The sequence below is a fragment of the Streptomyces sp. GESEQ-4 genome (genome assembly GCF_017948455.1).
In the GTDB taxonomy this organism is placed as follows: Bacteria; Actinomycetota; Actinomycetes; order Streptomycetales; family Streptomycetaceae; genus Streptomyces.
Genome location: NZ_JAFFSU010000022.1, coordinates 26,103 through 49,593 on the forward strand (window position 1 = coordinate 26,103; position 23,491 = coordinate 49,593).

Genomic DNA, 23,491 nt, shown 5'->3' on the forward strand with positions numbered 1-23,491 from the left:
CCGGTTCAGGACCGCCGTACCGTCCCCGGCAGCCGCAACCGTCGTACGACCGACCGCAGTTCCGCACCGCGCGCGACGACCGCGCCGTCCGCGGGCTCCGATTCCGGCACGGCTTCCCGAGCCCTCGCGTCGGCCGCCCACAGGGCGAGTTCCGCGTCGCGCGGGCCGAACGCGATCTCCGGCTCGCCGTCGCCGAACATGCGGACCGGATGGGTGCCGTCCCAGTGCCGCCAGCCGGGGTCGCCATGGGTCGCGAACCGCACCCACGCCGAGTGCATCGCGTCCGCCAGCTCCTGCGGGGCACCGTCGCCGGCCAGTTTCCGTGACTCGGGGACGTCGCCGGTGTCGAAGACGAAGCCGAGCTCCAGGGCGTGGCAGGAGCCGAGGTCGGGGAGGCTGGAGGGCCAGGTGAACTCGTAGACGTACGACGACCGCGGGCGGGCGTCGGCCAGGCGGTGCAGCGGCAGCCGCAGCAGGTGGTCGGTGACCAGCTGGCCGACGATCTCGGCGGTGCCCGCGTCCGGGCGCAGGGCGCGGTAGCCGCGCGGCACCTCGTGTCCGCAGCGGCAGCGGGCCATGGCGCCGGCCAGGGCGACCGGGCCGAGCCGGTCGACGCGCTCCAGGAGACCGCCGGGCACCAGCCACAGCCGGTACTCGTCGCGCGTCCACCCCATCATCAGGTCGACGCCCCGGGCCGCGTCGCCCTCGACCAGGGCCTCCAAGGGGTCACGCGGGACGACATCGCCGTCGACCACGATCCCGAAGGCGGGCCCGCCGAGCACCGGGCTGCTGAGCTTGCCCACGTCGGCCTGGGTGCGCAGGAGGAGTTCCCGGTCGACGTCGGCGAAGGCCGCGGCGGTGGCGGGGATCTTCAGCCGGGTGGCCATACGGCGCACCATCCGCCGTACCTTGTCCCGCTCGGCGGCCTCCGGCGCCCCGCTCTGCAGCACCGCACGCCGGATCAGGCCCTGCGCCTGCGGGGCGGCCAGCAGTGCGCCGGTGCTGATCGCGCCGGCCGACTGGCCGAACAGGGTGACCTGCGCCGGGTCGCCGCCGAAGGCCTCGATCGAGGCGTGCACCCACTCCAGCGCGGCGAGCTGGTCGCGCAGGCCCGGGTTGGCGGGGGCGTCCGGAAACAGTCCGTAGCCCTCCACTCCCAGTCGGTAGTTGACCGAGACGAAGACGACGCCGTCGCGGGCGAAGCTGCTTCCGTCGTACACGGGTACGGCGGAGGATCCGCGGGTAAGGGCGCCGCCGTGCAGCCACACCATGACCGGGAGCCGGGCGCCCGGGCCGGGTTCGGGCGTCCAGACATTGAGGTTGAGACAGTCGTCGCCGGGGACGACCGGGTCGGAGAGGTACTGGGCGAAGGCCTCGGAGTACGGCGGTTTCGGCGGGGTCGGCCCGAAGGCGCCCGCGTCCCGCACCCCGTCCCAGGGTTCCGGCCGCTCGGGCGGCCGGAACCTGCGGGGACCGAACGGGGGCGCCGCGTACGGGATGCCCCGGAACACCGCGACGCCGTGTTCGTACCGGCCGCGCACGGCCCCGTACGGCGTCCTGATCACCGGACGTTCCGCCGGCTCCGTCACCTGCCCCACCTGGTCTGCCGCCATGCGCCCACCTGCTTCTCGCCGCACTTCGTGCACCCTGCACATGTCAGAGCACCACATCACGAACGACTATTCCGGTGAGCGAGGTGGCCTGGAGGGCTATTTGGCGTACATCAGCGTGCCGAAGCCGAGCTGGTCGTAACCTCCGCTGGTGGAGCCGTAGTCGCCGCCACCCCCCTCCGGGTGGACCGACTGGGCGATGCGCTGCAGGTAGGGGACGGCCAGGTTGCGGCGGCGCCGGTAGTGGGAGTCGAGCATGGCCCACACCGGGCGGACCTGGCCCCGCCCGGCGTCGGAGATGACCGTGTGTTCCCGGTAGTCGCAGTTGACGCCGGTGCCCCAGGTGTACTTCGTGAAGGGCACGGTCTCACCGAGGTTGTACTTGGCGACGTACTGAGCGGCCTTCATGAACCGGTTGCCGTCGTAGCCGTACAGGTCCTCGCCCTGGTTCCAGGCCATCTCGCAGATGGCGCCCATCTGGCCCATGCCCATGACGGTGTGGCCCTGGTCCCGGCCCGACTCCTGCCACTGGGCGAGGTCGTCCGGGTGCAGGAACGGCACGGCCTTGCGGATGGCGCCGTTGCCCGCGCCGTTCTTGAAGTAGTTCACGGCCTGGTCGTACTTGGCGCCGTCGTCGCACAGGATGCCGATGGCCAGGACGGACGCGACGTTGCACAGGTCCCAGTTCGCCCAGTAGTTGGTGATGCAGGCGCCGTTGTGCTGGGTGAGGAACTGGTTGTTGAGCGGGTAGAACACGTTGCGCATCATGTTCTGGAACCGGCCGAGGTCGAAGCCGGCGTATCCGCGCATGAGTTCCGCCGCGTTGGCGAACTGCCAGCCGTAGATCCCGGCGGCGAGGAACCGGTCGGCGTTTCCGGTGATGGTGGTGAGCGTCGACGACCAGGCGTTGAGGATCCGCACGGCGCAGTCGGCGTTGTCCCGGGTGCCGCCCACGTGCCAGCGCAGCGCGTTCTGGTAGGCGGCGGCGATGTCGTTGTAGAGCTGGGGGTAGTTCTGGCCGTCGCCGCCGCGGATGACGGTCGCCGTCGCGCGGGGTGTCCAGGTGGACTGCGAGCGGCCGTTGGCGGTCAGCCTCCGCCAGCCGGACAGCCAGGGGTCGTCGCCCGCGGCGACCCTGACCTTGGCCCGGTTGATGTCACCGGCGTTGTGCAGCATGCCGGGGTGGGTGAAGGTCGCGGGGGCCGCGCCGGCCGTGCCGCCCGTCAGCACGGCCGTGGACCCGCCGACGGTGAGGGCGGCGGTGAGACCGCCAGCGGTCCTCAGCAGACCGCGGCGGCTCAACTCTGGTGTGGGGAGGTGCCGGTGGGGGGAAGTGCGGCTCATTGATGCATCTCCGTTCCGTGGAGTATCTACATGGGGGTGATGCTCACCTCGTCGAACTCGGTGGTGCAGCGGGCCAGTTGGTCGCGGGAGCAGACCACGAGGCCCACGTGGTAGGGGGCGTCACCGAACCCGGGGATCTCGCCGGTGGCGAGGGTGGTCCAGGTGGCGCCGTCATCGGTGGACAGGGCAGCGGTGAAGGCGGTCCCGACGCGCTTCAGCCGCAGCAGGGAGGGCAGGGCGGCTGCCCCGTTCCCGGTGAACGCCGACCGTCCGGCGACGGTCGTGCGCAGCATGAGCTGCGCGGCGGTCCCGCCGGTGACGATCGCCCCGGCGGCCTGGTCGAACGGTGACAGCGACTTGGCCATCAGCAGGCCCACCCGGTCGGCACTCGCGCCCGTGCGGGAGACGAGCCGGGCGGTGATCTCGCAGTCGCCGGTGACGGTCCGTCGTACGAACTGCCCTGTCATTCCCTGGTTGTTGACGGTCAGGTCGACACCCGCACCGCGCACGGTGAAGGTCCCGTCGTGGTACGACGTGCTGCCCGGCGTGCGGATCGCGACCACGCCCAGCGTCCCGAACGCGCGCTCATCGAGGACCGGGTCACCGAGGTCGCCGTACGTCCAGGGCGCGGGCGGGGGCGTGCCGACGGTGAGCGTGCCGCTGCCGGTGCCGGAGGCGTTGGCCGCGGTGGTGGTGACCATGAACTCGCCGCTCTCGGTGGGTGTTCCGGAGACCACGCCGGTGCGCCTGTCGAGCCGGAGGCCGTCGGGCAGCCCGTCCGCGCTGAACCGTAGGGGCACGTGCGAGGCGCGGAGGAGGTGCTGGAAGGGGACGCCCTTGTTGCCGAACGCGTCGGTGGCGGAGGTGAGTTGGGGAACGCCCGGTGTCGGCATCGGGGCGGAGACCGGTTCGGAGAGCGGGCCTCGTCCGGCGCAGTTCGTCTTCGCGACGACGTAGTGGTACGTCCTCCCGGGCGTCCCGGTGGCATCCGTGTACCGGACGCGGGTGCCGAAACCGACAGGGCCGATGCCGGTCGCGATCGTCTCGAAGGGCCCGTCGGCGCCCGTGGAGCGCAGCACCTTGTAGCGGGCGGACAGGTCAGGGTCGGTCCAGGCCAGCTCCACGGCGTCGGCGCCGGTGGACGCCTTGAGGCCGACGGCTCTGCGAGCGGGACGGGGCACCGACCAGACCTCGCCGGCCGAGGCCGAGAGGACGGTGACGTTGTCGAAGGCGCCGGTGCCGGTCTCCGCGTACTCCTCGTCGACACCGAGACAGGAGGTGAGGACCAGGCCCGCGGCGGCGGTGCGGCCCAACTCGACTTGTGTGGAGCCGACTTCGGTCCAGCGGATGCCGTCCGGGGAGATCGCGCCGGTGCAGCGGCGGCCCCTGCGGGTCACCCGCACCCAGTAGGGCGCCCGCAGCCGGTAGCCGTCGCCCGCGCCTTCCACGTACGGCGCCTGAAGCGGGGTCGCCGACTCGGGCAGGGTGCCAAGGTCGGAGATCGGGAAGGCCGCGTTCACGGTGATCGCTTGCTGCTGGGTGGGCGGCACGGGCGTGCTGCCGGTGCCGGAGACAGCGGCCCCGGTCTTGGGCCGTACGCTCCACACGCCGCTCCAGGTGTGCAGCGGCAGCCCCTGGATCAGCATCGAGGCGTGCGCGGCGTCCGCGTCGAGGGAGTCGCGCAGGGTGACGCCGATCTTGGCGTACTGGGAGCTGAGCGGGAACACGATCCGGGCGGTGATCGTGCCGTCGCCGGGCAGCGGGAGGTGGACCGAGCGGTAGGTGTCGGCGGTGCCGGACGCCTCGAGGACGAACCGTTCACCGTCGAAGGCGGCGGAACCGGGGGTGTTCACCGGGCCGACGTCCTGGGTGGACCAGGGGGCGGGGAGACCGGCGGTGGCGGAGGCGCTCGCCGAATCGCCGCTGCTGCCCTGGGAGTTCGTGGCAGTGACCGTGTAGTGGTACGTCCGGCCGGGACGTACGCCGTCGTCGGTGTGCGGTGTTCCGTCGACTGCCGACGCGATCTCCTCGTACGGCCCCTCGGGGCTGCTCGCCCGGCGGACGGTGTACGAGGTCGCCCACGCGGAGGGCAGCCAGGCCAGGGTGACTGACGTGTCGTGACCGGTTGCCGTGACGCCTGCCGGGGCCGTCGGGACGGTGGGGGCGGGCGCCTTGGTGCCCGCGTAGGTGAAGGTGCCCCAGCTGGGCAGATCGTCGTTGCTGCCCTCGACGACGCGGGCGCCGCCCGTGCCGCGGAAGACGGCCGCCTCGGTGTACGGAGCGTCGAGGCCGCGGACGCCGGCGTAGTGGGCGTAGTACATCTCGTAGATCGGGGGGATGTTGCCTCGGACGCGGTCCGAAACGGTCGTCTTGATGTACTTGCCGGTGCGGTCGAGGTCGGGGGTGAAGGGGACGTCGCCGCCGAGGTTGTAGCGGGCGGCGTACTCGGCGTTCGCGAGGATGCGGTGGTCGTCGAAGGCCCACAGGTCGACGCCCTGGTTCCAGGCGACCTGCGCGGCGTCGCCCATCAGGCCGACGGCGAGTTGCTCGTGGGCCTGGTCGCGGCCGGACTCCTGGCCCTGGCCGGTGTCGGCGACGACTCGGCCCGGGACGCTGCCGTTGCCCGCGCCAGCCGCGGCGAACCGCAGCGCGTCCTCGAAGAGGGTGCGCTCCTCGCAGAACACGCCGATGGCCAGGATGGACTGAAGGGCCGTCAGGTCCCAGTTGCCGTTGGCGTAGAGCATGTAGCCGGAGATCGCCGGATACCAGACGTCGAGGAAGGACCGCTCGCAGCGGGCGAGGTCCGCGTCCGTCCAGCCGTCGTAGTCGCTGTGGCGGAGCAGCTCGGCCGCGTTGACGAACTTGAAGACCTGGAGCCCGGCGCCGAGCGGGCCGTCGGCTCCGGTGATCATCGTCAGGGAGGCCGACCAGGCGTTGAGGATGTCCCGGGCCTTGTCGGCGTGGGCGCGCTCGCCCGTGACGCACCACATGAGGGCGTTCTGGTAGGCGGCGGCCGAGTCGGCGACGGCCTGGCTCATGTAATTGCTGGGACCGCGGCCCCAGGAGGTGATCTGCCCGGTGTTCTGGACGGCGTACGTCGACTGCGAGCGGGCGTGGGCCGCGAAGGCGAGGTAGCCGTCGTGGACAGGCGACTCCTTCGCGGCGACCGCGGCCTTCATCCGCGCCAGGTCGGCGGCGCTGTGCAGCAGGCCGGGGTGGGTGAAGGATCTGGCGGCGGTCTTCCTCCCGGCCGCCCGGGCCGTGCCCGGCGCGAGCAGTCCGCTCGCGCCCGCCACCAGCAGCAGGGCGGCCGTGCCGCCGAGGAAGCCCCGGCGGCTAGGCCCTGTCGTTTGGATCAGGCCGGCTGTGAGGCGCGGCGCCTCTCGACTGACCCGAGCGGGGTCTGGTGCGTGCAGCTGCAAGGCGGAGGAGGGAGTCATGGCGGAGCCATGGCGACCGACGACAACGCCGCAGATGTGCGTGCCAGACCCCGCGACGCCGGGATGATCCAAACGACAGGGCCTGGGTGCGGGGATCGTCATGACGCGGCGGCCGCCTCTGCCTCGGCGGTGGTGAGGAACTTGAGGTTCGTCACGTGCTCGTTGACGAACATGGGTACGCCGTCCGCGGCCAGATACCACGCCGGCTTGCCCGTGCTGTCGGCGATCACCCTGCCGTTGACCCGGAGGTTCTCGAAGGTGACGTCCTTGATCGCGTGCTCCGCGTCGAGGCCGGCGATGATCGAGAGGTCGGCGTTCTTGCCGTTGTAGCTGAGGTCCTTGATGTAGACGTTCTCGATGCCACGGCCTGCCGAGGTGTTGTACTTCGGGTTGTACTCGACCCGCAGGTGGATGAGCTGACCCCAGCGGAAGTCCTCCACGCGGATGTCGTCGAACCTGACGTCCCGGACGATGTTGCTGTCGCCGACCATGAAGGCGATGGCGCCCTGGTAGGTCACCTGCGGCTCGCGGTGGTCGAGGATGTCGATGTTCTCGTAGCGCAGGTTCTCCAGCACCTCGGGGGTGTCGGTGTTGCCGTGCACGCCGATGTTGATCGGGTGGGCGACGTCGGCCCAGAGGGAGCAGTTCTTGACGGTGATGTTGCGGGTGTCGCCGTAGAAGTCCCAGCGGTGGGTGTAGAGGGCGACGCAGTCGTCGGAGGTGCGCAGGAAGCAGCCGTCGATCGTGACGTTCTCGGAGCAGTAGAGCTGGATGCCGTCACCCCAGCCCTGGTGGCTGAAGGCGCGCAGGTTCTTGATGGTGAGGTTCTTGGACTCGGCGACCCTGATGTTCTCGTACCGGGGGTTGAGGATCGTGACGCCGTCGATCGTGACGTTCTCGCACTTGCGGACGAAGACCGCGCCGCCGGTCGTGTCGTAGATCACGCCGCGGCCGATCAGTCGGGCGTTCTCCACGTTCTCGAAGATCACGGCCGAGGTGAGGACGGCGCCCGGGGCCAGGTAGACGGTGGTGCCGGTAGGCACCTTCAGGGTTCGGTCGGGGTGGGTGTGCAGACCGGGCCCGAAGTACATGACCTTCTTGTCGCCCTCAGTGGGCACGTCCTGCTCGATCGGGTTCGCGAACAGGTGCAGGCAGTCGAAGATCTTGTCGTCGATCTGGACGACCAGGTTGCGGGGACGGTCCAGGGTGAAGCGCGCGGTGCTGCCGAGCACCTCGGGCTTGATGCCGTACGAGTCCGGGCGGATGCGGACCTTCTCGCCGCCGCCCGGGTTGTACGTGACCTCGACCTCGACCGTGCCGGAGAAGTCGAAGGCGGCCCAGGAAGAGCTCTGGGCTCTGTTGCTGCCGGTGTTCGGGTCGATCAGTGCGAGCTTGGCGAGGTAGACGCCGACCTTCTGCCAGGTGCCGCCGAGCGGCCGGACCTTGACGGTGAAGGAGTTGTTGACAGGCACCTTCGGAAGCGTCGGGTGGATGATCACGCTGTCGCCGGCGATGCCGGTCTCCTCGGCTGCGGCGGCCTGGACGGTGCCCGCGATGCTGCCGGCCAGGCCGGCGGCGGCGATGACACCGGCGGCCTGGAGGGTGGTCCGGCGTGACAAGGGCGCGTTCAAGGGCGCGTTCATGCGTAACTCCTTGCAAAAGGTTCGGTAAGAGGGACTACTTCAGTGAGGGGCTACTTCAGGCCGGTGGTGGACATCCCGGCGACGAAACCGCGCTGGGCCACGAGGAAGATCAGCAGGATGGGGACGACGTACATCACGGAGCCCGCGGCAAGGAGGTTGTTGACGGGCAGCCCGCCGTCCGTGACGTAGGAGGTCATGATGGCGACGGAGAGCGTGGTCTTGTCGCTGGACAGGAGCAGCATCGGGGCGATGAAGTCGCCCCAGGTCCAGGTGAAGGCGATCACGAAGCTCGCGGACAGGACCGGCCAGGACTGCGGCAGGAAGATCCGCCAGAAGATCCCGGCGTAGCCGACGCCGTCGATGATCGCTGCCTCCTCCAGTTCCTTCGGCATCCCGGCGAAGAACTGCCGGAAGAGGAAGACCAGATACGGGGCGGCCGACAGCCCCCACAGCACCCACGGCCAGTAGGTGTCGACCATGCCGACCTTCGCGAAGATGAGGTACGTCGGGAAGAGCGTGATCATCTGCGGCAGCATCATCGAGCCGAGCAGCACACCGAAGAGGATCTTCTTGCCGGGGGCGTTCAGGCGGGCGAAGCCGAAGCCGACCCAGGCGGAGCTCAGGGTGACGAGGGTGGCGTAGATCAGGGAGATGATGAGGGAATTGCGGGCGTAGCCGAGGAAGTCGATGGCGGTGAAGGCATCGGCGAAGTTGTGCCACTGGAAGTTCTCGGGCAGCCAGCGCACCGGGGAGGCCGCCAGTTCGGGCGTGGTCTTCAGACCGGTGATGACCAGCCAGCCGAAGGGGCCGAGCATCAGGCCGGTGACCACGACGAGCACGGTGTAGAGGACGAGACGGGAGGTGCGTACCTTGGGGGTCACGGTGGTGGCGGTCACTTCTTCGCCTCCGGGTCGACGTTGTAGAACACCACACCGGACGTGAACTTGAAGATCAGGCCGGTCGCGATGAGGATCAGGACGAAGAGCACCCACAGGAGCGCGGAGGCGTAGCCGTAACGGCCGAGCGCGAAGTACTGCGCGAACACGTGCATCATGTACATGTAGTTGGACTGCGGGATCGAAGTGACCCCCGCCGGGGTGGCGTTGGCGGCGAGCAGCATCGGCATGATGGTCTGCACCGAGGCGATCATCCCGGTCACGGCCTGGAAGAGCAGGACCGGCGAGAGCAGCGGCACAGTGACGCTGCGGAAGGTCCGCCAGGCGCTCGCCCCGTCGATCCTGGCCGCCTCGTGGAGTTCGCGAGGCACGTCCTGGAGCCCGGCCAGCGAGATGATCATGATGTTTCCGGCCGCCCACAGCACCGTCATCAGAATCACGTAGCGGGCGTACGGGTCGTCGAGCCAGGCGATGGCGTCGATACCGAAGATGTTGAGGACGCCGTTGGTGGCGCCGGAGTCCCGGTTGAAGAGCTGCTTGAAGATGAGGCCCGCGCCAACCGGCGGTACCACGGCCGGGAGGTAGAGCAGGGTGCGCCACAGGCCGCGCGCCTTGAGCGGGCGGTTGACCAGGACCGCGAGCCCCATTCCGGCGATGATCGACAGCGGTACCGAGGTGATGGCGAACAGACCGGCGCGCCCCAGGGCGTCCCAGGTCACCGGGTCGGAGAGCAGCTCCTCGTAGTTGCCGAGGCCGACGTAGCGCCAGTTGGGCGAGATGCCGTCGAAGGTGGTGAAGCTCAGCCACAGCGCGTACGCCATCGGGCCGATGGTCAGCAGCAGGAAGCCGATGATCCAGGGCGAGGTGAACATGTAGAACGCCCGGTGCCGGCGGGCGGTCATGGAGGTGTGGGGCGCGTCGTCGGAGCGTACGGCCCCGGAGCGTGTGACGGCCCGTGGCCGCTCGGCGACCTCGGGGATCTGGCCGACTGTCATCCCACCTGCTCCTTACCGCGCTTCAGCTGCTCGTTGAGGGCCGAGTTGAGGCGTCCCGCCAGGCGGTCGACGGAGATCTGGCCGTTCATCGCGGCCGGGATGACCTGGTTGATCAGGGCTTCGAAAGCGTCCCACTTGGCGTAGGGGGTGAAAGGAGTCACCGAGAAGTGCTCCAACTCGGCCTGCTGCACTTTGAGGACCCGCTTCTGGTAGTCCTCCTTCTGCGGCATCAGCGGGCGCAGCGACTTGAGCGTCGGTATCCCCCAGCCGCCCTCCGCGCGCGCCTTGGCCGGCGCTTCGCCGAAGAACCACTCGAAGACCCGCCAGGCGGCGTCCTTGTTGCGCGCCTTCTGCGGCATCCACAGGCCGGTGCCGGACTGGCAGGCACTGACCCGTGGGCCGCCCTCGAAGACGGGAGCGGGGGCGAGGCGGGACACCTCCGCCACCTTCGGATCTTCGTTGATCATGCCGCCGAGCCAGTAGCCGCTGCCGGACATGGCCATGCGGTTCGCGACGCAGGTGGGACCGTCCCAGGTGTCGGGGTTGGGCTGGATGAGACTCGGCCCGACCCTGGTCTTGGCGTACTCCACGTACCAGGTCAGGGCCTTGCGGGCCTCGGGGGTGGTGAAGTCGACCCGGCTGAAGTCCGCGGAGAAGAGGCTGCCTCCGGCGGTGGCCGTCAGGCTCGTCAGGAGGCCGGTGAGATTCACGCCGTTGTAGCTGCCGCCGTACACGGTCGTCTGGCCGTTCTTGCGCTGGACCAGGCGCTTGGCATTCTCCAGCCATTCCTCGTACGTGATCGGCTCGGTCTCGGAGGGGTGGTCGACGCCCCTCTTGTCGAAGAGCGCGGTGTTGTACCAGAACATCGAGTCCTGGGAGAAGTCCTTCGCCATGCCGTAGCGGGGGCCCCTGCCCTGGGTCGTGCCGTCGTACCGCCACACGTCGTTGGCCGAGTCCAGGTCGTCGGTCCTGAGGATGGTCGACCTGGCGAAGTACGGGTCCAGGTCCTCTGCCACACCCCGGGCGGCGAAGTACGGCGCGTCCAGGGCGCCGAGGCCGCGGACGAGGTCCGGCGGATTGCCGCTGGTGAGCATCGCGATCAGCCGGGTGATGTCGTTCTTCACCACGGTGATCCCGATGCCGAGTTCCTTCCGGGCCTGCTGGATCAACTCCGTGGAGATGTCGTCGAGTTCGACCATCATCGTGATGTTCTCGCCGCCGCCGGGTGCGGCTCCCGCGGTCGACAGGGCGCAGCCGCTGAGGGCCGCCACTCCGGCCGAGGCGCCTCCTGCGGACAGGGCGAGGAATCGGCGGCGGCTCGGGGAGGCACCGGGGCGGGGGTGCATGAGGGCACCGCCTCTCACGTCAGACAACCGGTTGTCAGGCAGTGGGGCAGAGCTTCTTCCTGTACGGAAACCGCGTCAAGACTCTGGGCGAACTTTCGAAAAGACTGTGTAACGTGGGTGACATGAGGTGGGGCGCCGAAGGGGCCCTCCGAAGGACGGCTTGATCATCGTCTTCGGCGGGGCGTGGGCGGGTGCTCTCCGTGGAGATTTCGGGAACCGGTTGCCGCGAGAGGGTTCCGGTACAGAAATTGGAGTAACCGATTTCTGCATCTGCTGCCTCGTCCTGTTCTGCATGCGTGTACGCCGCAGAAACGGCTCGGAGAAACTCCACTCCGTCCAACTGATTGACCCGCCGTTCTCGGCAGATCTACCGTAGAAGGCGCTTTCTGAAAACGTTTCTATCAGCATGTCAGGAGAGTCATGCCCAGCCCGCACCCGCCGAGGGCCGTGTTCGCGATGGATCCGGTGCACCTCCCCCTGCTCTTCCCTCCGCCGCTGATGGCCCGGCTGAAGCAGGCGTCCGACATCGACCCCGCCCTCGTCGTGCAGGACCTCACCGACCCGAGGACGGCTGGCGCCCTCGCCCGGGCCGAGGTGCTGATCACCGGCTGGGGCTGCCCCCACCTGGACGCCGACGCGCTAGTGGCCGCACCCGAGTTGCGCACCGTCCTGCACGCGGCGGGCTCGGTCCGTTCGCTGATCGGTGACGCCCTGTGGAAGCACGGCGTCACCGTCTCCAGCGCGGTGACCGGCAACGCGCTGCCGGTCGCGGAGTACACGCTCGCGATGATCCTGCTCGCCGGGAAGGACACCTTCACGCACCGCGAGCGCTTCCGCGCCACGCACACCTACCCGACCAACGAGGAGACCGCCTCCACCGGCAACGTCGGCCGCCGGATCGGCGTCATCGGCGCCTCGCGTGTGGGCAGACGGTTGCTGGAGCTACTGCGGCCCTTCGACTTCACCGTGCTGCTGCACGATCCTTACGTCAGCCCCGCCGAGGCCGCCGAACTCGGGGCCCAGCTGCTGTCGTTGGAGGACCTCCTGCGGCACAGCGACATCGTCAGCCTGCACGCCCCCGACATCCCCGAGACCTACCGGATGCTCGACGGCGACCGGCTCGCCCTCATCCGGGACGGCGGCGTACTGATCAACACCTCCCGCGGCGCCCTGGTCGACCACAACGCGCTCACCGACGAGCTGGTCTCCGGCCGGCTGCACGCCATCCTCGATGTCACGGAGCCCGAGCCGCTTCCTGCTGGATCGCCGCTGTACCGACTGCCCAACGTGTTCCTCACGCCGCACATCGCCGGGTCGCTCGGGAACGAGTTGGAGCGGCTGGGGCGGATTGTGGTGGAGGAGATGGAGCGGGTGGGTGGGGGGGATGCGTTGGTGCATGAGGTGCGGGTGGGGGATTTGGGGCGGGTGGCTTGAGGGTGGGGCGGTGCGGTGGCGCCGGGGGCCTTGCAGGGAGCGGTGCGGGGGCGCCGGGGGGCCTTGCAGGCGGCGGCACGATCATGCCGTGCAGCCTTGCAGGCGAGGGCACCTTCACGCCGAGCAGCCTTGCAGGCGACGGCACGATCACGCCGAGCAGCCTTGCAAGCGACGGCACCTTCACGCCGAGCAGCCTTGCAGGCGACGGCACCATCACCCCGAGCAGCCCTGCAGGCGACGGCACCATCACCCCGAGCAGCCCTGCAGGCGACGGCACCATCACCCCGAGCAGCCCTGCAGCTGGCGTGCCGAATGTCTGGCTCGGTCGCCTTCGGGGGCGCTTACTGCCGGTGTCGAGACGGCGATCGTGCTCAGCGCTCCGCGCCTCCGCGCGTTCGCCGTCTCGACACCGGCGCGCCCCCTGCGGCTCCCTCGCGGCCGGCGCGTGGGACCAGTGGGGGTTGGTGGGCCCTTGCCCGGGGTTGGGCGCAGGCTCGGTGGGCCGGAGTATGCATGGGATACGGTTTCTGTACCGGCGTCGGGCAGGTGCTGGCGTGGGTGGGACGAGGTTATGACGGTGAAGGAGCCGCAGGGGTGAGTCAGCGCAGGGCGTCTTCTGACGTCGGTCGGGCCACCATCCGGGACGTGGCGGAGCGGGCGGGTGTTTCGGTCGCGAGTGTGTCGCGCGTTCTGTCCGGCAACTACCCGGTGTCGGAGGATCTGCGGCGTCGTGTGATGAAGGTCGTCCGGGACCTGGACTACGTCACGAACGCCCACGCCCGTTCGCTGGCCGGCGGTGGTACGCCCACGGTGGCCATCCTGATCGACAACATCACCGGTGCCGCGTTCGCCCACGTGGCCAAGGGCGTCGAGGGCGCCGCCACGCTCCGGGGCTGGCTCTCTCTGGTCGGCACCACCGGGAACGACCCCGAGCGGGAACTCGCCCTGATCAACCTCATGCGCCAGCAGGGCGTCGCCGCGGTGGTTCTGCTCGGCGGTGCCTATGACCACGACGAGTACCAGCTGCGCATGGCCCGTTTCGCCCGCTCCCTCGACGCGGCCGGGTCCCATCTCGTCCTGGTGGGCCGGCCGTCCCTGGAAGGCGACGTGCCGGCGACTACGGTCGACTACGACAACGAGGGCGGCGCCTACGCGATGGCGAGCCATCTGCTGTCGGCCGGTCACCGCAAGGTCCTCGTCCTGCCCGGCGACGCCGAATTCAGCACCGCCCGGGGTCGGTTGAAGGGGGCACAGCGCGCCTTCGAGGCGTACGGCGTGCCCTTCGACCCGGGCATGGTGCGGTACGGCCCGTACGACTACCAGCACGGGTACGGGGCCGTGGAGGCAAGCCTGCGGGACGGGCTGGACTTCACGGCCGTGCTCGCCGGGACCGATGTGCTCGCCGCGGGCGCGATGCAGGCCCTGCGCGCGGCCGGGCTCAGGGTTCCCGAGGACGTGTCGATCGTCGGCTACGACGACATCCCGCTCGCCTCCCAGCTCACACCCCAACTGACCACCGTGCACGTGCCGTACGAGGAGATGGGCCGCGTCGCGCTACGGGCGGTGGCCGACCGGCGCGAGGGCAACGCCGGCCGCGGCAAGGGCAGCGACGGCGACCATCTGGTGCTGGGCACCCATGTCGTCGTACGCAACTCCGTGCAGCCGCCTGCCCGGCGCGATTGACGGGCGGATGGATCGGCGTTCGTTACGTAAGCGTTTTCCGAAGGTTTTGCCGCGTCGAGGGCGGGAGCTTCGAGAACGTTCTCAGCGGCCGGTCGAGGCGGTGCGTACCGCCGCTGAGCTGGTCACTTGTCCTCCTGTCCGCGATCGCTCGGTGCGCGTTCAGGCATAACTTCCTGGACCGACCCGCGTAACAAAAGTTCCGCACCCCTCTTGCTATGCGCGCAGGCGTCGGCCTACCGTCCCTGCAACCGCTTACTACAGCTTCCGCTTGGCCGACCCCCCGCAACCGCGAGCCGCCGGTTTCCGGCCGCCGTTCCTGGCCAGCCCACCGAGCCGCCGCCGTTCTGCAAGAACGCCCTCATCCGAAGGATCACGGTCAGATGAACTTCACCATTCCCCGGAGAAGGTTCGCCTCCGCCGCCGTCGCGGGTATCGCCCTCGCAGGTCTGCTCTCCGCCTGCGGTGGGTCCGGCTCCGACTCCGGGGAGGACTCCTCGGGTCCGGTCACCCTGGACTTCTGGGGCTGGGCCAACGGCCAGGAGGCCGTCGTCAAGGCGTTCAACGCCAGTCACAAGGACGTCCAGCTCAAGTACACGAAGGTCACCGACCAGTTGACCATGCAGAAGCAGCTGACCAACGCGGTCAAGGCGGGGAACGCGCCCTGTCTGGTGCAGAACACCGGCGAGTACGTGACGAGTTGGGTGTCCCAGGGCGCGCTCGCCGACATCACGGAGTACGTCGAGGGTGAAAAAGGCAAGTTCAATCCTGGGGCCTGGACGACCGCTCAGGTGCAGGGCAAGTTCTACGGCGTCCCCACCAGCTCCTCGCCGAACTTCACGATCTACCGCACCGACATCTTCGAGAAGTACGGCATCGAGCCCCCGGCGACCTGGGACGACTTCATCGCCGCGGGCAAGGAGCTGAAGAAGCACAACGTCAAGATCACCAACTACGCCGGTGAGGACCCGAGCACCCTGGAGGTGCTGGCCATGCAGGCCGGGGCGCACTGGTACTCGATCGACGGCGACGCCTGGAAGGTGGACTTCCAGGACGCGGGCACGCTGAAGGCCGCGAAGGTGATCCAGGAGGTCATCGACAACGACCTCAACTCGAAGCTGTCCTTCGCCGACTACGCCGCCGTGCAGCGCAATTACGACAACGGCTCCACCGCGACCCGGCAGATCTCGACCTGGCAGATGGCCGGCATGGTGCAGAACTTCACCAAGTCGTTCGGCGACTGGGCGCTCTCGCCGTGGCCGACGTTCAAGGGTGAGGCGGCCAAGACCCCGGCGGGCACCAATCTGACCGCCAGTGTGACCCTGGTGACCGAGGACTGCGCGAGCCGGCAGCAGGCAGCGGAGGCGGCTCTGTGGATGTCCACCGACACCACCGCGGTCAAGACGATGGCGAGCCCGGAGACCGGTAACGGCGTGATGCCGGCGCTGGCCGACAGTGACACGTACGTCCCCGAGGCGATCTCCGAGAAGCTGCTCGGCACGAACTACGAGCCTGCGCAGAAGGTCGTCAAGGACAGCCTGGGCACCGTCACCACCGACTGGACCTTCGGCCCGAACTGGACCGCCATGTTCACGGAGATGCAGGCCGGCTGGGCCAAGGTCGTCAGCAAGGAGCAGAAGGTCACCGATCTGCTCGCGCACATGCAGGAGTGGACGGTCAAGGATCTGAAGTCCCGCGGTATCAGCGTCAAGGGCTGAGGCACTTCCACATGATTCGCTCCCAGCGCTGGAAGGGTGCCGCGTTCACGGTCCCCTTCCAGCTCGGCTTCGTCTTCCTGTACCTGCTCCCCATCGGTTACGCCGTCTACCAGTCGCTCTATCGCGAGCAGCAGTCCGGGCTCGGGCTCGGCGGCGCCACCGAGCAGTTCGCCGGCTTCGACAACTACCGGCAGGGTCTGACCGACTCGGCGTTCATGGGGTCCGTGCTGCGGGTGGTGCTGTTCGCCTGCGTGCAGATCCCGGTGATGCTGCTGATCAGCCTGGCGCTGGCGCTGCTTCTGGACGCGCTCACCTCGAAGGTGGCCGGCCGGTTCCGGATCCTGCTGCTGGTGCCGTACATGATCCCCGGCGTGGTCGCGGCGATCGTCTGGATCAACCTCTACAGCCCCGAGGTCGGCCCGCTCACCCCGCTCGGCGAACTCTTCGGCTTCGACTGGAACTTCTTCGCCCCGTCGATGGTCTGGCCGGCCATCGGCAACTTGCTGACCTGGCACGGCATCGGCTACAACATGGTGATCATCTACTCGGCGCTCCAGGGCGTACCCCGTGAGCTGTTCGAGGCGGCGCGGCTCGACGGTGCCTCCGAGTGGCGGATCGCGCGCAGCATCAAGATCCCGTTCGTGCGGGGCGCGCTGGTCCTGACCGGCATGCTGTCGATCATCCAGATGCTGCAGATCTTCAACGAGCCCGCGCTGTTCCGGAACGTCACCCCGCAGACGGTCAGCGACACCTTCACCCCGATCATGATCATCTACAACCAGGCGTTCAACGCCGGCAACTACCACTACGCCGCGACGCTGTCAGTGCTGCTCGCCCTGATCCTCGGTGTCGCGTCCTTCCTCTTCTACAAGCTGACCTCGAGGGAGGTGGACTGATGGTGCTGACTGACAAGGCCACGAAGGACGCGAAGGAGTCGGCGGGCCGTCCCGTCCGGCGCCTGAACCGGCCGGACTCCGCCGCCCGCTCCCGTGGCGGCCAGCGGTTCCTGCTCGTCGGGCTGATCATGGCCAGCATGTACAGCCTGTTCCCTGTGTGGTGGCTGATCGTCGCCTCGACGAAGGACCGCACGGGCCTGTACCAGTCGAACGGCCTGTGGTTCTCGGGCTGGCACCTGTGGGACAACCTGGAGCAGCTGTTCACTTACGAGGACGGCATCTTCCTGCGCTGGACGGCCAACTCGTTCCTGTACGCGGGCCTCGGCTCGCTCGGCGGCACGCTGCTCGCGCTGGCGACGGGCTACGGTCTGGCCCGCTTCGAGTTCCCCGGGCGCAATCTGGCGTTCGCGGCGGTGGTCGGCTCGTTCCTGATCCCGATCGCCCTGCTCACCCTGCCGCTGTATCTGCTGTTCTCGGAGATCGGGCTGGTCGACACGCCCTGGGCGATGCTGATCCCCTGCCTGATCAACCCCTTCAGCGTCTATCTGGCCAAGGTCTACACCGAAGCGACCATCCCCTACGAACTCCTCGAAGCCGCCCGCATCGACGGCGCCGGTGAGCTGCGGATCTTCTTCAGCATCGTGCTGCGCATGATGACGACGGGCGGGGCCACGGTGTTCCTGCTCGCCTTCGTGAACACCTGGAACGCCTTCTTCCTCCCCCTCACCGTGCTGCGCGGCGAGGAGAACTGGACCCTCAACCTGGGCCTGTACAACTGGTCCGGGAAACGCCTGGAGTCCGGCGTCGACCTGACCAGCCTGGTGCTGACCGGCGCGCTGCTGTCCATCGTCCCGATGGCGATCATGATGGTCGCGATGCGCCGCTACTGGCGGACCGGCGTCACCTTGGGAGCCCTCAAGTGACCCTGCCGCCATACGCGGGCCGCGTGCGGGACGCCGTCCCCGGCGACTCTCCGGCCGGGGTGCCCGGCTGACCACCGCCCTCCGTTCGAAGTTTCGAAAGCGCAGGCCCGTCGGATCACGCCGAAGTCCGGCCTCTTCCCGCCGAACTGTGGTGAACCTAGGGTAGGAAGCGCTTACTATTTCGCGCCGACTGTTTCTGCGCTGGTCGAAACTTTCATGGCCCCGCGGGCGGGCCGGAGAGGTGGGTCCGATGGGCCGTACAGGGAGTGCGAGCGTGGCGGCCGGGCCGACGCTGGCCGTCGTCGCCCGGGAGGCGGGCGTGTCCGTGCCGACCGCGTCCAAGGTCGTCAACGGCCGGGAGGACGTGGCACCCGAGACCCGCCGCCGGGTCACCGAGGCGCTGGACCGGCTCGGTTATGTGCGCAGACCGAGGTTCGACACGGCGCGGGTGTCCGGGATGGTCGACCTGGTGCTGCACTCGCTGGAGAGTTCCTGGTCGGGTGCGGTGCTGCACGGGGTGGAGGCGGCGGCCCACGACGCCGGTCTGGAGGTGGTCGTGTCGGCCGGTCCGAACCGGACGCGGGTCGGCCGTCCGGAGCGCGGCTGGCTGGACAAGCTCACCGCACGCGGTTCGTCGGGCGTGCTGTTCAACCTGGCCGAGCTGACGCCGTCCCAGCACGCGTGGCTGGAGCAGCACCGCATCCCGTACGTGCTGATCGACCCGGTCCTCGATCCGCCGCCCGGCGTGGTGTCGGTGGGCGCGGCGAACTGGCACGGCGGGGTGACGGCGACCGAGCATCTGCTGTCGCTGGGCCACGAGCGCATCGCCGTGGTCGCCGGCGGCACGCACACGATGTGCAGCAGCGCGCGCATCGCCGGCTATCGCTCGGCGCTCGTGACGGCGGGGATACGGCAGCGGCCCGAGTACGTCCGGCACGCCGGCTTCGACCAGGGCGCGGCCCGCCGCCGCACGCTGGAACTCCTCGACCTGCCCGAGCCGCCCACCGCGGTCTTCGTGTGCTCGGACCGGATGGCCCTGGGCGTCTACGAGGCCTTGGCCGAGCGGGGGTTGAGCGTGCCGTACGACCTGAGTGTCGTCGGTTTCGACGATCTGCCCGAGGCCCGCTGGACCACGCCGGCCCTCACCACGATTCGCCAGCCGCTGTCGGAGATGGCGGCGACGGCCCTGCGGCTGCTGGTCCGCATGATGGAGGGCGACCGGCCGGAGAACACCCGCACCGAGCTGTCCACGCGGTTGGTGCAGCGGGAGAGCACGGCCCCGCTCCGGTGAGTCAACCATCACGGTTGTTGCATCGGAACGGCCTCTGCGCATACCGATTGACCGCGACAATGCGTGTATGACCGATGACTGGCAGCAACGTATCGACGCCTTGCAGGAGGAGTTGGTCCGCCGTGACGACCCCGCCGCCTGGGTGCGGGAGGCCGACGCGATGGAGGCGACTGTGCGGTATCCCCGTATCGCCCTGCGCGGGCCGGTGTTCGGGATCGCGGCGCAGGACCCGGCGGTGGGGCCCCAGTGGCGGGTGGTGAAGCCGGTGGTGGACGGGATGCCGCAGGTGGCGCGGGACGGGCTGCAGTCGCATCTGTTCTTCACCGCGAAGGACGACACCGACGATCCGGCCGTACGGCGTGAACTGCTGGCGGCGGTGGAGGTGTTGGAGCGGGAGCCGGTGGACGAGGTGACGGCCTGCGGGGTGCGGTACCGGGTGGTGCGCGGGGACGAGTTCGCGCGGATGGGGGACGACGGCCTGGAGCCGCCCCGGCCCACCGACCGGGAGCCGGTGGAGCGGTCGTGGGATCGGCAGACGCGCCACGCGCCCCTGGACGTGGAGTTCGTCCTCGATCCGGAGCGCCTGGACGGGCCGTCCGCGGGCGCGCTGACGCTGGGGCTGCGGGACTTCGCGTACCGGGGCTCCCGCTTCCCCGCCGACGTGCGCGCGGATTCCGAGCGGGCGGTCGCCACGCATCCCGAACTCGTGCTGCTGCCCACCGGTTTCGGTGTGGTCGAGCGCGGCGGCGACGGCTGGCATCCGCGCAGCACGCTCCAGCCCACGCCGCATGACGCCCGGCGCGTGCTCTATGACGGGATGGCCGAGATCTGGGCCATGCTGTACCAGTTCGACGACGCGAAGAAGGCCCGGTACGCGCGGGCGGCCGAGGAGTACCGGGCGCTCGGCCACGCCGACGAGTTCGAGGTGGACGGCCAGGTCTTCCGGATCTGCCGAGTGGAGCGGTTGCTCCGCACGGGTGCGGACGGGCCGGAGATGCCGCGGCCGTCGGACGTGGACGAGTACGGGCCGATGAAGATGCATCCGACGATGGATCCGGCGGACGGGAGCCTCACGCATGAGTGAGGGGTGCGTGGTCGATCCTCTGCGGCGCCGTTGTGGCTGGTCGCGCAGTTCCCCGCGCCCCTTTCGGGGCGCTGCTGTGTCCGATTCTTTCAAGACCGCCGTCGCTGCGCTGCCTACGGTGGTCGCATGACTCCACGATTCGATGCGATCGGCCTGATCGTCGCCGACATGGGTGCCTCTGTCGCCTTCTACCGCCGAGTCGGCTTCGCCTTCCCCGAGGGGGCCGAGAACGGACCGCACGCCGAGGCCCAACTGCCCGGCGGGCTGCGGCTGATGCTGGACACCGAGGAAATGGTCCGGTCCATCGTCGCCGGGTGGCAGCCTCCGGCCGGTGGCGGCCGGCATTCGCTGGCGCTGCTGTGCGACAGCCCGGGTGAGGTGGACCGGGTGTACGAGGACCTGGTAAGTGCCGGGTACGAGGGCGGACACAAGCCGTGGGACGCCGAATGGGGCCAGCGGTACGCGGTGGTACACGACCCGGACGGACACGGGGTCGACCTGTTCTGCCCCCTGTGACGGTTCGGCAGCGCCCCAAAGGGGCGCGGGGCTGTGTCAATTTGCGGCTCCGCCGCGTGGGCGCGACCAGCCACAACGCACCCGCAGACAACCGACAACCCGTCGTCACCGTCCCAGTAGTTGGCTGAGCGGCATCCCCGCCAACTCCCGCACATCCCGGGCAAGATGCGCCTGATCGGCGAAGCCCGCCCGTACCGCCGTCTCGGCGAGGGGAACCCCGTCGCGCGCCAGCGCCAACGCGCGTTGCAGGCGCAGGACCCTGGCGAGCGTCTTGGGGCCGTAACCGAAGGCGGTCAGGCACCGGCGGTGCAACTGGCGGGCGCCGAGCCCGAGTTCGTCGGCGGTGGCGGCGACCGGGCGGCCGGTGTCGAGTGCCGCGACGACCCGAAGCAGCAGCGGGTCGGGCGGTTCGGTGTCGGCGGCCCGCTGCAACGCCACGTCCTCCAGCCCCGTCATGGGGTCCGCGGCCGCCTCGATACGGCCGCGCAGGCGCCGTACCTCCGCGGCCGGCCACAGGTCGGCCAACTCCACGCGCCGGTCCCGCAGTTCGTGTGCGGGCACGCCGAGGAACGCGGGCGCGGTGCCGGGGTAGAAGCGGACGCCCGCCCAGTGGCGGGGGCCGCCTTCGGGAACGTACACCTGGGTGTCGGGTCCCGCGACGAGCAGTCGGCCGTCGTTCCAGAGCAGGTCCATGCAGCCGTCGGGCAGTACGGGCCGGCCGACGGGGTCCTCGATGGTCCGGCGCCACACGACCGCGCCCGGCAGCCGGGACGCTCGCTCGGTGTACACGTACGAAAGGCTACGACGCCACGCGCGTCCGATGGTCCTGCGGACTGATGCCGTACACCCTCTTGAAGGCGCTGGACAGGGCGAACGCGCTGCCGTAGCCGACGTGGCGGGCGATGGCGGCGATGGTGTCGTCGGTGGTGCGGAGGCGGTCGGCGGCGAGGGCGAGGCGCCAGCCGGTGAGGTAGGACATCGGGGGCTCGCCCACGAGGTCGGTGAAGCGGCGGGCGAGGGCGGCCCGGGAGACGCCGGCCTTGGCGGCGAGGGAGGCGACCGTCCAGGGGTGGGCCGGGTCGTCCTGGACGAGGCGGAGGACGCGGCCGACCACGGGGTCGGCCAGGGCCCGGTACCAGGCGGGGGCCTCCGCGTCGGGGCGGGAGAACCAGGCCCGCAGCGCGGCGATGACCAGCAGGTCGAGAAGGCGGTCCAGGACGACCTCCTGGCCCGGTTCGTCGCGGACGATCTCCTCCATGAGCAGCGGGGTGAGCGGGCACTGCCACACGTCGGAGGTGAGGGTGATCAGTGGCGGGAGGGCGTCCAGGAGCCGGCCGCTGATCTCGCCCTGCATCGGGTAGGTGCCGATCAGCATGACCGCGGAGCCGTCGAGCCGGTCGCCCCAGGTGCGGACGCCGAGGTCCATGGAGCCGTTCAGGGCGCGGCCGTCGGGGTAGCGGCACTCCTGGCCCGGCAGGATGAGGGCCTGCGGGGCGGTGCCGGGGGCGTCGGCGCAGGTGTACGGGTCCGGGCCGCGGGCGATCGCCAGGTCGCCGGGCGTCAGCCGGACCGGCTCCCCCGTGTCCGGCAGGATCCAGGCGGCGCCGCGGACCATCAGCATCACCGTGAGCGGGGCGCGGTCCTCGATGCGGATCGCCCACGGTGGCTCGAAGCACGCACGGATCATGAAGGCGCCACGCGCGCGTGGACCCTCGAGAAGGCCTGCGAGAGCGTCCATGGGGCCAGCGTAGACGCGCACGTATGGGAATGAGCCGTTCAGCGATGGGCTGTTGGGGCGCGCGGCCGTTGGCTGGAGGCATGACGGAGAACACGCGGAACATGACGGTTGTGGTGACCGGCGCCTCCGGGCGGACCGGCAGCCGGGTCGCCGACTCCCTGCGGGGCGCCGGCCTGAGCGTGCGCGAGGCCTCGCGCGCCCGGGGTTTCGACTGGGAGGACCCGACGACGTGGGCGGACACCCTGCGCGACGCCGACGCGGCGTATCTGATGTACCCGTCCGACGTCGGCTCCCCCGCGGCGGCCGAGGGCATCGGCGCGCTCGCCCGGGAGGCGGTGGGGCTCGGCGTACGGCACCTGGTGCTGCTGTCGGCGCGCGGCGAGGAGCAGGCACGGGCGACCGAGGAGGCGCTGACGTCGTCCGGGGCGGACTGGACGATCCTGCGGTGCACGTGGTTCGCGCAAAACTTCAGCGAGGGCCTGCTCGCGGAGGGGCTGGTGCAGACGGGCGAGCTGGTGTTCCCGGCCGGTGAGGTGCCCGAGCCGTTCCTGGACGTGCGGGACATCGGGGACGTGGTCGCGGCCGTGCTGACGTCCGGGGACCGGTATGCGGGACGGACGCTGGAGCTGACGGGGCCGCGGCTGCTGAGCTTCCGGGAGGCGGTGGCGGAGATCGCCGCTGCCACCGGGACCGAGCTGAGGTACACGCCGGTGCCGGCGCGGGCGTACGGCGAGTTCCTGACCGGCTTCGGCGTCCCGGCCGAGGAGGCGGACTTCCTGGTGGAGGTCTTCGAGGGGCTGCTGGACGGGCGCAACGCCCATGTCACGGACGGGGTGCGGCAGGTGCTGGGGCGCGAGGCGCGGGACTTCGCGGAGTTCGTACGGGAATCAGCGGCGGCCGGCGCCTGGAAACGCTGACCGGGGCCGAGCGGACCTCG

The 23,491-nt window shown here is 69.8% G+C and carries 18 protein-coding genes; 9 read left to right on the forward strand and 9 right to left on the reverse strand.

The genetic code is table 11. The features are described 5' to 3' along the window. Window positions 1–5: 5 nt before the first annotated feature. The 7 genes from KCH48_RS32015 to KCH48_RS32045 form a co-directional block, all read right to left on the reverse strand. Window positions 6–1,613, reverse strand: a complete 1,608-nt coding sequence (locus KCH48_RS32015; RefSeq protein WP_210579259.1) for a carboxylesterase/lipase family protein — start codon at window positions 1,611–1,613, stop codon at window positions 6–8. 96 nt (window positions 1,614–1,709) lie between these two features. Beyond that, window positions 1,710–2,954 carry an alginate lyase family protein gene (locus KCH48_RS32020; protein WP_210579261.1) on the reverse strand — a complete coding sequence of 415 codons (1,245 nt, stop codon included), beginning with the start codon at window positions 2,952–2,954 and terminating at the stop codon, window positions 1,710–1,712. Between the two features lie 26 nt (window positions 2,955–2,980). Beyond that, window positions 2,981–6,394, reverse strand: coding sequence for an alginate lyase family protein (locus KCH48_RS32025; RefSeq protein WP_210579264.1), 3,414 nt, complete (start codon window positions 6,392–6,394; stop codon window positions 2,981–2,983). A 98-nt stretch (window positions 6,395–6,492) separates the two neighbouring features. Beyond that, window positions 6,493–8,025 carry a glycosyl hydrolase family 28 protein gene (locus tag KCH48_RS32030; RefSeq protein WP_210579590.1) on the reverse strand — a complete coding sequence of 511 codons (1,533 nt, stop codon included), beginning with the start codon at window positions 8,023–8,025 and terminating at the stop codon, window positions 6,493–6,495. A 62-nt stretch (window positions 8,026–8,087) separates the two neighbouring features. Continuing rightward, window positions 8,088–8,933 carry a carbohydrate ABC transporter permease gene (locus tag KCH48_RS32035; protein WP_210579276.1) on the reverse strand — a complete coding sequence of 282 codons (846 nt, stop codon included), beginning with the start codon at window positions 8,931–8,933 and terminating at the stop codon, window positions 8,088–8,090. Then, window positions 8,930–9,928 (reverse strand): carbohydrate ABC transporter permease, encoded by a 999-nt coding sequence (locus KCH48_RS32040; protein WP_210579285.1) that lies wholly within the window; start codon window positions 9,926–9,928, stop codon window positions 8,930–8,932. The genes KCH48_RS32035 and KCH48_RS32040 overlap by 4 nt, the downstream gene beginning before the upstream one ends. Next, window positions 9,925–11,274, reverse strand: coding sequence for an extracellular solute-binding protein (locus KCH48_RS32045; protein WP_210579301.1), 1,350 nt, complete (start codon window positions 11,272–11,274; stop codon window positions 9,925–9,927). Before KCH48_RS32045 ends, KCH48_RS32040 begins: the two co-directional genes overlap by 4 nt. A gap of 420 nt (window positions 11,275–11,694) precedes the next feature. Between KCH48_RS32045 and KCH48_RS32050 the strand changes: the two genes are divergently transcribed. From KCH48_RS32050 to KCH48_RS32085, 8 genes are all read left to right on the forward strand, one after another. Beyond that, window positions 11,695–12,708: a hydroxyacid dehydrogenase gene (locus KCH48_RS32050; protein WP_210579305.1), complete on the forward strand. Its 1,014-nt coding sequence runs from the start codon at window positions 11,695–11,697 to the stop codon at window positions 12,706–12,708. A 594-nt stretch (window positions 12,709–13,302) separates the two neighbouring features. After that, window positions 13,303–14,391 carry a LacI family DNA-binding transcriptional regulator gene (locus KCH48_RS32055; protein ID WP_210579308.1) on the forward strand — a complete coding sequence of 363 codons (1,089 nt, stop codon included), beginning with the start codon at window positions 13,303–13,305 and terminating at the stop codon, window positions 14,389–14,391. A 380-nt stretch (window positions 14,392–14,771) separates the two neighbouring features. Further along, window positions 14,772–16,106 carry an ABC transporter substrate-binding protein gene (locus tag KCH48_RS32060; protein ID WP_210579313.1) on the forward strand — a complete coding sequence of 445 codons (1,335 nt, stop codon included), beginning with the start codon at window positions 14,772–14,774 and terminating at the stop codon, window positions 16,104–16,106. A gap of 11 nt (window positions 16,107–16,117) precedes the next feature. Beyond that, a complete protein-coding gene (locus tag KCH48_RS32065) occupies window positions 16,118–17,002 on the forward strand; it encodes a carbohydrate ABC transporter permease (protein ID WP_210579316.1) in 885 nt (294 codons plus the stop codon). After that, window positions 17,002–17,925 (forward strand): carbohydrate ABC transporter permease, encoded by a 924-nt coding sequence (locus KCH48_RS32070; RefSeq protein WP_210579318.1) that lies wholly within the window; start codon window positions 17,002–17,004, stop codon window positions 17,923–17,925. The genes KCH48_RS32065 and KCH48_RS32070 overlap by 1 nt, the downstream gene beginning before the upstream one ends. Window positions 17,926–18,175: 250 nt before the next feature. Beyond that, complete coding sequence (locus tag KCH48_RS32075; RefSeq protein WP_210579323.1) at window positions 18,176–19,216, forward strand: LacI family DNA-binding transcriptional regulator; 1,041 nt, start codon at window positions 18,176–18,178, stop codon at window positions 19,214–19,216. Between the two features lie 67 nt (window positions 19,217–19,283). After that, on the forward strand, window positions 19,284–20,300 hold the full coding sequence (locus KCH48_RS32080; protein WP_210579325.1) for a DUF5954 family protein: 1,017 nt from the start codon (window positions 19,284–19,286) through the stop codon (window positions 20,298–20,300). A gap of 126 nt (window positions 20,301–20,426) precedes the next feature. Then, a complete protein-coding gene (locus tag KCH48_RS32085) occupies window positions 20,427–20,816 on the forward strand; it encodes a VOC family protein (protein WP_210579327.1) in 390 nt (129 codons plus the stop codon). Between the two features lie 105 nt (window positions 20,817–20,921). Here KCH48_RS32085 and KCH48_RS32090 read toward each other — a convergent pair whose 3' ends face one another. Together KCH48_RS32090 and KCH48_RS32095 are read right to left on the reverse strand one after the other, a co-directional pair. Next, window positions 20,922–21,605 (reverse strand): helix-turn-helix transcriptional regulator, encoded by a 684-nt coding sequence (locus KCH48_RS32090; protein WP_210579330.1) that lies wholly within the window; start codon window positions 21,603–21,605, stop codon window positions 20,922–20,924. Window positions 21,606–21,615: 10 nt separating this feature from the next. Next, window positions 21,616–22,554, reverse strand: a complete 939-nt coding sequence (locus tag KCH48_RS32095; protein WP_210579333.1) for an AraC family transcriptional regulator — start codon at window positions 22,552–22,554, stop codon at window positions 21,616–21,618. 80 nt (window positions 22,555–22,634) lie between these two features. Here KCH48_RS32095 and KCH48_RS32100 point away from each other — a divergent pair, with 80 nt between their 5' ends. Continuing rightward, a complete protein-coding gene (locus tag KCH48_RS32100; RefSeq protein ID WP_210579347.1) occupies window positions 22,635–23,471 on the forward strand; it encodes an NmrA family NAD(P)-binding protein in 837 nt (278 codons plus the stop codon). Window positions 23,472–23,491 lie beyond the last annotated feature (20 nt).